Here is an 11,936-nt window from a genome sequence, read left to right as displayed (position 1 = left end):
GACGTGCTGTCAGGCTGCGCGCACGGTGCGCTGTTCGATGCGCTTCTCGTGCTCGCCCTGGATCAGGCGGTGCACGTAGATGCCGGGCAGGTGGATCTTGTCCGGGTCAAGCTCGCCGGGCTGGACGATCTCCTCGACCTCCATGACGCAGACCTTGCCACACATCGCTGCGGGCGGATTGAAATTGCGCGCGGTCTTGCGGAAGATGGCGTTGCCGGTGGTGTCGGCCTTCCATGCTTTCACGATCGACAGGTCGGCGAAGATGCCGCGTTCGAGGATGTAGTCCTCGCCGTCGAACTGTTTCACTTCCTTGCCCTCGGCGATCTGGGTGCCGACACCGGTCTTGGTGTAGAAACCGGGGATGCCCGCTCCGCCGGCGCGCATCCGCTCGGCCAAGGTGCCCTGCGGATTGAATTCCAGTTCCAGTTCGCCCGAGAGGTACTGCCGCATGAATTCGGCGTTTTCGCCCACGTAGGACGACATCATCTTCTTGACCTGGCGGGTCTGCAGCAGCAGCCCCAAGCCAAAATCATCGACGCCCGCGTTGTTCGAGGCGACGGTCAGGTCCTTGACGCCGGAATCGCGGATCGCCGCGATCAGCAGCTCGGGAATGCCGCAGAGACCGAAGCCCCCTGCTGCGATGAGCATGCCGTCCTCAAGCAAACCGTCGAGGGCCTCGGCTGCCGACTGATAGACCTTCTTCATTCCGCTCTCCCTGTGGGCCAGTGAACTTCGCAGACGTTTTCCGCGCCTGCGAAAGGCGCGTCAAGCCCTGTGACGGGAGTGTTCGATTCAGCGCTGGTGCGGCGCCTTGTCGAGAATGCGGCGCAGCGCGACCTTGGGCGCAGTGAACACGCGCTTCTCCTGCAGGGCGACGCGGCCGAGTTCGGGGTTGGCGAGTACGACAAGCCCCGCGTCGCTTGCCTCTATGGCGCGGCGCACGAGCAGGTCGTGGCCGGTGCGGTCGCCGGAGGCTAGGCGTTCATGCGCTTCGGAAAGGGCGACCAGCCTGACGGATGTCGCGCCTTCAACCGCGCCGAACAGGCGGCCGACGGCGAAGGCATCCTCGGGGTGGGTGTAGAGGACATCGACCGTCTGTCCGCGTGCGGCCTTCGAAAGCTCTTCGGCCAGCAGCGTGTCGGCGGCGGCTCCGGGGGCCACGGCCCGCGCGAGGTGCATGCTGGTCAGGAGAACCGCGTCGCTGCCCGCCGAAATCCGATCGAGATGCATCTGGATCTCGGCCGTAAGTCCCTCGTCCAGGCCTGAGGCGCGCACTCGTGCCTCGAGATCCGCCCGCAGATGGTGCGTCAGCTGCATGCCCTTGGGCGCGGCTGCCTCGTACGCGGCAATGCTTTCGGGAGAGGTATGTAGGCACGAGACGCGCAAATGAGACTCCGGCGGCGGTACGGTCGGCGGGATATGACCCGATGTTCCCGAACCTGCCTGTGCCCATTGGCACCGCTATGTCGCGATTTGGGTCATTTCGCGCCGTCCGTGGGGCGCGGTATCGCGGATAGTGGCGGAGAAAGTGCCTCGATTTGGGCGTCGAGCCGGGCATCGAGCGCCGCCTGAACATCTGCTGCGGGTTGCTGTCCGATGATGCGTGCCGCCAGCGGATCTGGAGCGTCGATGCCGGATCCGGACATCTCCTGCAGCACCGCATGGGCGCAGAATGGCACGTGCAACTCGGAATAGCCGCCCTCGTGCACCATGACGAGCTTGCCGTCGCAAAGCCTGGAGGCTGCCGCCATGATGCGCCGGGTCATCAGGCGAAATGTTTCGGCTCCGCAGAGCATGCGGGCTAGCGGATCCACCCCTGACGCGTCATAGCCACAGGCGACCACTATGACTTCAGGGCGGAATGCGTCGAGCGCGGGCAGAACAAGCCTGTCCATTGCCCGCAGGTAGCTTGCATGCCCCGCACCCGGCGGCAGTGGGATGTTGAGGTTTGCGCCCAGCCCCGCGCCGCGGCCCCGGTCCTCGATCCCGCCGGTATCGAGCGGGTAGTTGGCCTCCTGGTGCAGCGAAATCGTCAGCACGTCGGGGTCGTCGTAGAAGATCGCCTCGGTTCCGTTTCCGTGGTGCACGTCCCAGTCGACGATCGCGATGCGGCGCGCCTGACCCTTCGACTGTGCGGTGCGGACCGCGATGGCGATATTGGCCAACAGGCAAAAACCGTTCGCCCAGTCGGGCAGGCAGTGATGGCCGGGCGGGCGGGACAGCGCATAAGCATTCTCGCAGGTTCCGGTCAGTACCGATTGCAGCGCGGCGCTCGCCAGACCCGCGGACAATGCGGCGATTTCATACGCGCCCGGACCGAACGGAGTCCGCAGCCCGATCTCGCCGCCGCCAGCGTCGGATTGCGCCTTGAAACGGTCGAGATAGGGCGCCGGATGCACCCGCTCGAGTTCTTCCCGGCTGGCGGGCTCGGCAGTCTGCATTGCCAGGTCCCGTTCCAACCCGGTCACGCGTATCAGGTTGAGGATCCTACGCTTTGTCTCGGGGCTTTCGGGGTGCCCGCCGGCTGCGAAGGCCTGTACCAGCCCGCCCACGGGGACCGTCAATGCATACGAGCCGCCGCCATGCCAAAGGCAACGCTCGTCCCAGAAGAACCCGGTGCGCGGCACGCGCTCAGGCGCCCAGCAGGGCTTCGATCTCGGCGCGGAGCGCGTCGATTTCCTGTGCCGCCATCGCCCGGCGGCCGAGGCCAAGTGCGGTCGTCCCTTGGGCTAAGCCGTTGGCAAAGGCCACCCTGTTCCCGAGCGTGGTCTGCAGCACTCCGGTGCCCTCGGTCTCGAACTGCTGGCGGATCTCGTCCGCCTTCCCGCCACGCGGCGGAACGCGGTTCAGCAGCACCTGCGCGGGGGTTTTCTCGCGCCTGGCCATCTCAAGTACCGGGCTGGTCGCCCAGACATCCAACACCGAGGGTTGGCAGGGCACGACCACCAGGTCCGAGGCACGCAGCGCGGCCTCGAGCAGGTTCGAGGCGTTGCCCGGGCAGTCGATCAGCGTCACGTCATGCTTGCGGGCGAGATCGCCGATGTCCGAACTGGCCCGCCAGCCGGCGCTTTCCACGCAGGTGAACGGATGCACGTTCTGGTGCCCGGCCCACAGCGCCAGCGAGCGTTGCGGGTCGAGGTCCGCCAGCCCGACCGAATGTCCGGCCTCTGCCCACGCATGGGCCAGATGCGCCAGTACCGTGGTCTTGCCTGCTCCGCCCTTCTGCTGCGCGAATGCGATGATCATCCGGCTTCCTTTCCCGTGTGCCTTCGCGACAGCAGCACAACAGGAACGGGCGTGCAAGCAACCTCAGCGCAGGTGGATCGGCGTGGCATGCGGAACCTTTGTCGCGAAAGCGGTATCGAAGTCCATGTGTCCCGAGGCGATCCAGGCGGCACGGATCGGCCCGGCATGGGTGACGATCAGCGCGTCCTCGAGCCCATCCAGCGCCGCGCGGACGCGCTCCAGAAGGTCAAGGAAGCGCTCGCCGCCCGGCGGCGCGTGGTGGATCGGATCCTCGGCCCACGGGTCGCTCTCGGCGCGCGGGATCTGGGTCCAGGGGCGCCCCTCCCAGGTGCCGAAGTTCAGTTCTAGCAGCCTCGGATCATAGGTCGGGGCGGGCAGGGCGCGCGACTGCGCCAGCGCTTCGGCAAGGCTGCGGCAGCGGGTCGCCGGGCTGGAGATCACGGCACCAGCCTGTGGGGTCAATTTCAAGGCCTCCGCGATCTCGGCTCCGTGGCCCGGGGCCAGCCGTACGTCGCTCTGGCCATAGCAGATGCCTCGTGCCGAGACGCTAGGATGGCGCAGCAGGGTCAGGACCATGCCGCCGACAACGTGACAAGAGCGGCGATCTGCACGATCTGCTCGGTCGCGCCCAGCCCGTCGCCGGTATGCCCGCCAAGGCGTCGCATCAGACGCCAGCAGATCCAGCCCCAGGCCAGCAGTGCCACCACCAGGGCCAGCACCCCGCCAAGGCGGCCCAGTACAAGGACCAGCGCCAACGTCAGGATTAGCGAAAGCATCATGCCCCGCCCCCCGGTCTGTCCGCCTGCGGCCAGCCCGTCTGACCGGGCATAGGGAAGGGTGGCGAGGCTTAGCGCAACAAACGCGCGTGAGAGGACGTTGGCGAGGATCAGCGCGGTTGCGCCAGCCAGAGGGTCCAGAGCCGATAGCGCGGCGACCCGCAGGAGCAGCGAGAGCCCGAGCGCCAGCGCGCCGTGTGCGCCGATCCGGCTGTCGCGCATGATTTCAAGCGCGCGTTCGCGCGGGGCACCGCTGCCCAAGCCATCGGCAAGGTCCGCAAGGCCGTCCTCGTGCAGTCCTCCGGTAATCAGCGCCTGCGTGGCGATTGCCAGTCCCGCCGCCGCGAGGGGTGGCACGCCAAGCGCCATGGCAAGCCACCAGACGGCGGCAGACGCAGACCCGACGACCAGCCCAGCCAGCGGAAACCAGCGTGCGGTGCGCCCCAGGTTCCAGGTGACCGACGTGCCAATCACCGGGACCGGCACGCGCGTGAGGAACCGCAGGGCGTTCAGCGCGTGCTGGAGTTCGGCGGACATCTGACCTCGTTTCGCTCGACTGGCCCGGCGCGAGGGCTATGCTCGCGCCGAAGCCAACAAGAAGGCCGGAGGTCGCCGGAATGTCAACGCGAGGCGCAATGGCGGGCGAGATCGCCGCGCTGGTGGATCCGAACGGATTGCTGCATGTGCGGGTAACGCCGGGCGCCTCGTGCGACACGCTTGCTATAGACGGCGACCGTCTTGCGGCGCGCGTCACCGCTGTAGCCGAGGGAGGCAAGGCGAACACGGCAGTGCAAAAGCTGGTCGCCAGGGCGATGGGCTGTGCAAAATCCGAACTGGAACTGGTCCGAGGTGCTACCGCCCGCGACAAGGTCTTCGCCTTGCGGCGCTAATCTTCAGAGGGCCGGCGGATATAGGCCCCTTCGGGCAGGTTCAGCGCGGCCCTCAAGTCCTGGATCTGGCTCATGGTGAAGGTCACCTTGGCCACCTCGCCACTGCGCGGATCATGCTGCTCGATGGTCACCGAGTCGTCGAAACAGGTGATGGTGATATCTTCGGTCACCGCGGTCGCCTTGTCGTCGACCAGGGTGATCACAGAAGCGTCGAATTCGTGCTCGATGGTAAACATGTGCCGAGCCTATGCGTTGGGCGATGCTTTGCAAGCGCGATACGCGGGCAGGCTTTGCCTTGGACCGCGGTTGGCATATCTGCAACGTTGGAACGTGGACAAGAAACGAGGCGAGCAAGGGATGTTCCGGGCGATTCTTCTAGTCACAGCGCTAGCGGCTGCCGGTTGTACGCCGATCACGGTGCAAACCGGGGGGGCGCCGTCTCCGCAGCCCAGCCAGCAACCGGCCAAGCGTGCGGTAACGAACTCGGACGTGCAGCGCGCGGCCAGGTCCTTCGAAGCCGTGGCCGCTCGCGTCGAGCCGGTCGCCGAATCGACCTGCCGGCAGGTTAACCCGCGCGTGACCTGCGATTTCGCGATCGTCGTGGACACCAACATGAAGGCGGCTCCGAACGCCTACCAGACGGTGAAGAACGGGCGGCCGGTGATCCTTTTCACCATGCCGCTGATCGTGGATGCGCGGAACAGCGACGAGCTGGCTTTCATCATGGGGCACGAGGCGGCGCACCACATCCGTAACCACATCCCGCAGACCCAGGCCACAGCAACGGCAGGTGCCGCCGTCGGGGCGATTTTGGCAGCGGCGCTGGGGGCGGACGGCGCGGTGGTCGACACTGCTCAGCAACTGGGTGGATACGTGGGCGCGCGCCAGTTCTCGAAGGGTTACGAGCTCGAGGCAGACTCGCTCGGCGCGCAGATCGCGAAGCGTGCCGGTTATGATCCGATCCGGGGCGCCCAGTATTTCACCCGCATTCCGGACCCCGGTAACCGCTTCCTCGGCTCACACCCGCCCAATGCCGACCGCATCGCCACGGTGAAGCGGGCGGTGGGCGGCTAGGGCTCAGCCCAGCCGCTTGCCCCAGAGGTCGTAATCTCCGGCCTCGTCGACCTCGACCTCGACCATGTCACCGGGAGCGAGGCCCTCGAACCCTTCGTCGATGAAAAGGTTACCGTCGATTTCAGGCGCGTCGGCGGTGGTGCGGCAGGTTGCGGCTTCGTCGTCGACTTCGTCCACGATCACGGTCATGCGCTGGCCGACCTTAGCCTCGAGTTTCTCGGCCGAGATCGCCTGCGCGATCTCCATGAACCGGTTCCAGCGGTCCTGCTTTACCTCGGCCGGAAGGTGATCCGGCAAGTCGTTCGACCTTGCACCGTCGACGTTTTCGTACTGGAAGCAGCCGACGCGATCGAGCCGCGCTTCCTGCATCCAGTCGAGAAGGTGTTGGAACTCTTCCTCTGTCTCGCCGGGATAGCCGACGATGAAGGTCGAGCGCAGGGTGATGTCCGGGCAGTCGGCGCGCCAACGGGCGATCTCGGCCAGCGTGTCGGCGCTCTTGGCAGGGCGGGCCATGCGCTGCAGCACGTCGGGATGCGCGTGCTGGAACGGGATGTCTAGGTAGGGCAGCACGCCGTTCGCAGGGTCTGCCATCAGCGGAATCAACTCGCGGACGTGCGGGTAGGGGTAAACGTAGTGCAGGCGCACCCAGGCACCAAGCTTGCCCAACTCGCGCGTCAGGTCGGTGATGTGGCTGCGAACCTCGCCGCCTTTCCAGGGGTGCGTATCATGCTTGCGGTCAACGCCATAGGCCGAGGTGTCCTGGCTGATGACCAACAGTTCCTTCACCCCGGCCTCGACCAGCTTCTCGGCCTCACGCAGGACCGCATGCGCGGGACGCGAGACGAGGCGGCCGCGCATGTCGGGGATGATGCAGAACTTGCACTTGTGGTTACAGCCTTCCGAGATCTTGAGATAGCTGTAGTGCCTCGGCGTCAGCGAGACGCCGCGCGCGGGCAGCAGGTCGATGAACGGATCCGGCGCGGGCGGGACGGCAGAGTGGACGGCGTCCAATACCTGCTCGTACTGGTGTGGGCCGGTGACCGCCAGTACGGAGGGGTGCGCCCCGGTGATATAGTCGGGCTCGGCGCCAAGACAGCCTGTGACGATGACGCGGCCGTTTTCCTGAAGTGCTTCGCCTATGGCTTCGAGCGACTCGGCCTTGGCGCTGTCGAGGAACCCGCAGGTATTCACGATCACCGCCTCGGCCCCGGCGTAGTCGGGCGAGATCGCGTAGCCCTCGGCGCGCAGCCGGGTCAGGATGCGTTCGCTGTCGACCAGTGCCTTCGGGCAGCCCAAGCTGACCATGCCGATGCGCGGCTGGCCGTCGCGGGGGCTGGGTTCGGACAGCCGAGCCGAGGCAAGGTCGGGGCGCAGATTTGGCGGATTGGTGCTCATCCCGCGCGCATTATCCGCTTTGGCCCAACTTGAAAAGCGTTGCCTTGCGCGTTGGCGGCGGATAGCCGGGATATATGCTGACTCTCGAAGAGCTGACATCGCGTGCCGCGCAGCCGGGCCTTCTGGTCTGGATCGGCCTGCGGTCCGCACGCCGCGCGCCGGTCGTACCCGTTCAAACGGTGGAGCTTACGGAGGCCGGGCTCGCGGGTGACCATCGTGCCAAGCCGGGGCGTCGTGCGGTCAGCTTGATCCAGGCCGAGCACCTTCCGGTGATCCGTGCGCTGGCGGCGCGGGACCGGGTGTCATACGCGGATCTGAGACGAAATCTCGCCGTCGGAGGCATCAACCTTCTGGCGGTTCGGAATCGCGATATCGCCATCGGCGGCACGATTCTCAGGATCACCGGCCCATGTGCGCCGTGTTCGCGCATGGAGGAGGCGCTTGGTCACGGTGGGTACGCCGCAATGCGCGGGCATGGTGGCATGGTCGCAGAGGTGCTTCGCCCAGGCCGAATCGCGATCGGCGACCGGGTCGTTCCGCTTTCCGACATGGGTCCGGAATGCTGACGGCAGCACCGGGTTCGTGAAAAATCCAGCGTGCAAAGGGTTTTGGCGACCTGTTTCCTCCGGTGGATCGCAAGCTCACCGAGATGCCGTCAAAGTTTCGCCAATAAATGGTCCGTAGAATTCCAGAAGCGATATATGTTGAAGCGGCGTCGAACGGCCAAGACGCCGATGGGTGGGGAACATGGTCGAACGGGTCCGTATCGGGGGGTACATGCGAAAAGCAAAACCGGGACTTTCACTCGCAGTTGCCGCGTTGGGATTGACGCTGCCGCAGGCGCTTCACGCCGACGAGGTCCAACTGGTCACGACCAACGGGCTTTTCGATTTCCGGGGGGAGCTGTTGGCCTTCGACGGGCAGAGCTACACGCTGCGCAGCAGCCTCGGTACGCTGACCTTTCCCGCAGATGAGGTGACCTGCGTGGGCGATGCCTGCCCGCAGGTGAACGAAGTCGCTTCGTCCTTCCGGATCGCCGGAGGCGTGGTCGCACAACGCGGCCTGGTGCCCGAACTGCTGGATGCCTACAGCCTGGGTGTCGATACCGACATAAGCCGGGGCACGACAGCCGATGGAAATGTCCTCTATCAACTGCTCTCCTTCGAGGGCGAATCGGTGGTGGATGTGGAACTGGTCGAGCGGGACGCCGCTGCCGCTTTCGGGGAACTGGCCGCAGGGACTGCGACGCTTGTCTTCAGCAATCGCCGCGCCACCGAGGACGAGGCCGCTGCGCTGACCGGTCGCGACAGCGCGGCGGTGGGCCGTCTCGGGCTCGAGCGTGTGCTGGCGCTTGATGGGATTGCAGTCACGATCGGGGCGCAGGCTGGGGTCGATTCCCTTTCGACCGAGGACCTGCTGGGGATTCTCAGCGGAGAGATCGGCAACTGGTCGACCCTTGGCGGACCGGATCTGCCGATCAGTGTATTCACGCGTGAGGCCGACAGTGACATTCGCGAGATGCTGACCGCGGTTCTGACGGAGCCAGCCGGGGCCACGCTGCGCCCCGATCTGATCAGTGTCGATTCGGATGAGGGCCTGATCGCGGCTGTCGCCACCTTCCCGAACAGCATTGGCTTTTCGGACCTCGCCGCCGTCGACCCGGCGCAGGCGCTGCCGGTGCGCAATGCTTGCGGTGTGGCGATCGCCCCAAGCGCGTTCGCGGTGAAGACCGGCACCTATCCCTTGATCGCGCCGGTCTATGTGTACGAGGCTGCCGGGGACGTCTCGGTGCACGCGCGCGGAATGGTGGATTTCGCGCAGAGCCCGGCCGGGCAGGAAATCCTCTCGCTGGCGGGTTTCATAGATCTGCGTCCGGCCATCGATGACGGAGGTCAGAAGCTTCCGGGCCTGCTGGGCCAGATGGAGGAGGTGCGTCGCCTGAGTTCGACGTTCCGCCTGTCTGGCGATGCGGATGCATCGCTCGGCCCGCAGGACCGGCTGGAGTTGGCACACCTCGCTGCGTACATCCGCGACGGTCGCGCCAAGGGCGAGGAACTGGTGTTCCTCGGAATCGGACCAGAGGGCGCAGACTCGGCACGCCGCATGGTGGATTTGCTGTTCGAAACATTTCCGGACACCGAGGAGCAACTGACGGTCGGTTTCCGGGTGCTGGGAACCGCGGATCCCTCGGCGGTACCCTGCGGTGCCGAGGATGGGCATACTGTGCAGGTCTGGGCCAGGTCGCTGGCCAAGGGCTGATTCTTATCGGGTCGTTCGATTGTTGATCTCGACTGTCGTCGTGAGCTTCATAACGGAGCACACGGCGACGCCGACTTGAAGGGACGAATATGACGATGAAACCCCTCGCGATCGCCATTGCCGGCGGACTTTCCTGTCTTGTTGCCAGCGCCGCCTCAGCGCAGCAGATCACTTGCGGAGAAACCTACAGCGTCCGCTCCGGTGATACGCTGAACGGCATCGCCGCCCGCGCCTATGGCGACAACCAGGCTTGGCGGCTTATCTACAGCGTGAACCGAGACCTGATCGGTGCCAATCCGGGCCTGATCGAGATCGGCCAACGTCTGAGCATCCCCTGCCGCGGCGAAGAGGGGGCGGAGCCGACTGCCAGCGCCGAGAACATCCGGCGCGAAGAGACCACCGAACAGCTGCCACCGCCACTGAAGGGTGGTATCCGCTTCGTGACTGCCAGCGACTGGGCGCCGTTCTCGGACGAGAACCAGGAGCAGGGCGGGATGATGACCGAGGTGGTCAACACCGCGATGGCCAAGGTTCAGGAAGGCGACGAGTATCAGATTGACTTCATCAACGACTGGGGCGCGCACCTTCAGCCGCTGTTGACCGACAATGCCTATGATTTCGGCTTCCCCTGGTTCCGTCCGAACTGTGCCGTGATCGAAAAGTTGGCCGAGGGCTCGCAGTTCCGCTGCAACAACCTCCTCTGGTCCGAGCCGATCTACGAGCAGATCATTGGCTTCTACACAACGACCGAGTTCGAGACTCCGCTGTCATATGCCGATCTGTTCGGCAGCCGCCTCTGCCGCCCCGCGGGTTATTCCAACTTCATGTTGGAAGAGCATGACCTCGTGGAACCGAACATCACGTTCCTCACTCTCACAACGCCGGAGGACTGCTTCCAGGGGCTGCTGGACGGTACCGTGGATGTCGTGGCGCTGGCCGAAGACGTCTCGCGTGGCGTGATCTCGGACCTCGAAGCAACCGATCGGATCGTAAAGCAGGACGCGCTGGATACGGTCGCGACGCTGCACGTCGTGATCTCGAAGAACAACCCGAAGGCCGAGGCCTATCTCGAGGTTCTGAACGAGGGGATCAACGAGTTGAAGGACAGCGGCGAGTGGTTCGAGATCGTCCGCCGTCACCTTTCCGAGTTCGAGATGCGCAGCTGAGGGCATTTCCGTAGGCGGGTTTGAATGAACAGGCCGGCACCCAAGTTGCCGGCCTGTCCTTTTTTGCAAGGTATGAATTCCTTTTCTGGAATGTGTGCAACCTTTGCGCTCCTCCCGCGTTGTATTGCCCTGATGATGAAATGCGACGAGCGATTCATAGGGAAGAGCGAATGGTCGCCGAGATTGGCGCCCTCACGCACACGGCGCGGAGCCAGCGACCGCTCGCGGCCGACATGGCGGGAAACCGCCGACGAGCCACCGCTGCGCGCGTTGCCGCACTCGCTTGGTGATTCGGATGTCGCTCCGAAAGCAATTTGGGTTGGTTTCGGTTTATCCTCGGAAGGTGGTCAATTGCGCGCGGGCTCATCCCCTGGTGGTGAGTTTCGTGTCGAAACTGACACGATGTATGAACCGGATTACAACATTGTCACTCTCGGACGTTTTCGGACTCCGGTTTCGCCACAATCATATGAGCTAATTGTCGCAGGCACATAAGGAGAGCAGAGATGCCTGGTGAGCAAAAAACGGACAAGTCGCGGGACGGACGCGCTGCAGTCGCCTCGGGTTCCAAGCGCTCGGCTACTGACGTGCGTCAACCCCGTACTGTCGATCTACGCCATCGCGCCCCGGAAACGGCCATGATCTCGGAGGGGATCCGGACGCTTTACGGTTGAGCATCGCGCGCCGCAGGACGTGACCGGGATCGCACTGGCGATCCGGTAGGATCACGAAGGGTGAGCATTCTGCTCGCCCGGCAGGTGAGCGGAACTGGAGTGACGCGCACAACGTAAGTTGTCCCCCGAGTTATCCACAGGGTACTGCGCGTCGGTTTTAACCGTTTTTTAAGACTTCGGCCAAGTAGACGCCATGTCGGCGCCACAGCTTTCCCCAGATAGACCCGCGCGCTCAATATCACGCCGCTTTAAATGGACAGGCCGCGGCTCAAGCCGCGCTGTTCCATCATTCCTGTCAGGAAAGAGCTTACGAAAGTGGCACGCCCAACGGGACTCGAACCCGTGTTTCCGCCGTGAAAGGGCGGCGTCCTAGACCACTAGACGATGGGCGCTCCGCTTTCGTGGAGGCTTAGCTACTGGCTTCCAGCGGGGGGTTCAAGCGCCTTTTTGCGATTC

13 protein-coding genes and 1 tRNA gene are annotated in these 11,936 nt (G+C 64.8%); 5 read left to right on the top strand and 9 right to left on the bottom strand.

Features of this window, described 5'->3' with window-relative positions; genetic code table 11:
* Positions 1–9: 9 nt before the first annotated feature.
* The 6 genes from ACW9UR_RS08465 to cobS form a co-directional block, all read right to left on the bottom strand.
* Positions 10–705, bottom strand: coding sequence for a CoA transferase subunit A (locus ACW9UR_RS08465; RefSeq protein ID WP_458916526.1), 696 nt, complete (start codon positions 703–705; stop codon positions 10–12).
* An 87-nt stretch (positions 706–792) separates the two neighbouring features.
* Positions 793–1,386, bottom strand: a complete 594-nt coding sequence (locus ACW9UR_RS08460) for a hypothetical protein (RefSeq protein ID WP_458916525.1) — start codon at positions 1,384–1,386, stop codon at positions 793–795.
* Positions 1,387–1,478: 92 nt separating this feature from the next.
* Positions 1,479–2,627: a class II histone deacetylase gene (locus ACW9UR_RS08455; RefSeq protein WP_458916524.1), complete on the bottom strand. Its 1,149-nt coding sequence runs from the start codon at positions 2,625–2,627 to the stop codon at positions 1,479–1,481.
* A 4-nt stretch (positions 2,628–2,631) separates the two neighbouring features.
* Entirely contained in the window at positions 2,632–3,246 is a 615-nt protein-coding gene (gene parA / locus ACW9UR_RS08450; protein ID WP_458916523.1) for a ParA family partition ATPase, read from the bottom strand.
* A 63-nt stretch (positions 3,247–3,309) separates the two neighbouring features.
* Positions 3,310–3,822 carry a histidine phosphatase family protein gene (locus ACW9UR_RS08445; protein ID WP_458916522.1) on the bottom strand — a complete coding sequence of 171 codons (513 nt, stop codon included), beginning with the start codon at positions 3,820–3,822 and terminating at the stop codon, positions 3,310–3,312.
* Complete coding sequence (gene cobS / locus ACW9UR_RS08440) at positions 3,813–4,559, bottom strand: adenosylcobinamide-GDP ribazoletransferase (RefSeq protein ID WP_458916521.1); 747 nt, start codon at positions 4,557–4,559, stop codon at positions 3,813–3,815. Before cobS ends, ACW9UR_RS08445 begins: the two co-directional genes overlap by 10 nt.
* An 80-nt stretch (positions 4,560–4,639) precedes the next feature.
* On the opposite strand from cobS, the gene ACW9UR_RS08435 reads away from it, so the two are divergent.
* Complete coding sequence (locus ACW9UR_RS08435) at positions 4,640–4,912, top strand: DUF167 domain-containing protein (protein WP_458916520.1); 273 nt, start codon at positions 4,640–4,642, stop codon at positions 4,910–4,912.
* Here the strand turns inward: ACW9UR_RS08435 and ACW9UR_RS08430 are convergent.
* Positions 4,909–5,148, bottom strand: coding sequence for a hypothetical protein (locus tag ACW9UR_RS08430; RefSeq protein ID WP_458916519.1), 240 nt, complete (start codon positions 5,146–5,148; stop codon positions 4,909–4,911). The two genes, ACW9UR_RS08435 and ACW9UR_RS08430, sit on opposite strands and share 4 nt — an antisense overlap.
* A 121-nt stretch (positions 5,149–5,269) precedes the next feature.
* Between ACW9UR_RS08430 and ACW9UR_RS08425 the strand changes: the two genes are divergently transcribed.
* Complete coding sequence (locus ACW9UR_RS08425) at positions 5,270–5,986, top strand: M48 family metallopeptidase (RefSeq protein ID WP_458916518.1); 717 nt, start codon at positions 5,270–5,272, stop codon at positions 5,984–5,986.
* A gap of 3 nt (positions 5,987–5,989) precedes the next feature.
* On the opposite strand, the gene rimO is transcribed toward ACW9UR_RS08425, so the two are convergent.
* On the bottom strand, positions 5,990–7,381 hold the full coding sequence (gene rimO / locus ACW9UR_RS08420; protein WP_458916517.1) for a 30S ribosomal protein S12 methylthiotransferase RimO: 1,392 nt from the start codon (positions 7,379–7,381) through the stop codon (positions 5,990–5,992).
* Between the two features lie 74 nt (positions 7,382–7,455).
* Between rimO and ACW9UR_RS08415 the strand changes: the two genes are divergently transcribed.
* The 3 genes from ACW9UR_RS08415 to ACW9UR_RS08405 all read left to right on the top strand — a co-directional run bounded on the left by ACW9UR_RS08415 (position 7,456) and on the right by ACW9UR_RS08405 (position 10,806).
* Positions 7,456–7,947, top strand: a complete 492-nt coding sequence (locus ACW9UR_RS08415) for an MOSC domain-containing protein (protein WP_458916516.1) — start codon at positions 7,456–7,458, stop codon at positions 7,945–7,947.
* Between the two features lie 211 nt (positions 7,948–8,158).
* Positions 8,159–9,640, top strand: a complete 1,482-nt coding sequence (locus ACW9UR_RS08410) for a PstS family phosphate ABC transporter substrate-binding protein (protein WP_458916515.1) — start codon at positions 8,159–8,161, stop codon at positions 9,638–9,640.
* Positions 9,641–9,729: 89 nt separating this feature from the next.
* The gene (locus ACW9UR_RS08405; RefSeq protein ID WP_458916514.1) at positions 9,730–10,806 is read left to right on the top strand and encodes a LysM peptidoglycan-binding domain-containing protein; all 1,077 of its coding nucleotides are present in this window, start codon (positions 9,730–9,732) and stop codon (positions 10,804–10,806) included.
* A gap of 990 nt (positions 10,807–11,796) precedes the next feature.
* Here the strand turns inward: ACW9UR_RS08405 and ACW9UR_RS08400 are convergent.
* Positions 11,797–11,872 (bottom strand) — tRNA-Glu (locus ACW9UR_RS08400).
* Between the last annotated feature and the right edge of the window lie 64 nt (positions 11,873–11,936).

Source organism: Halovulum sp. GXIMD14794 (genome assembly GCF_054457455.1).
Note: the sequence above shows the minus strand (reverse complement) of the source record. Positions and strands in the feature narration are given on the sequence as shown.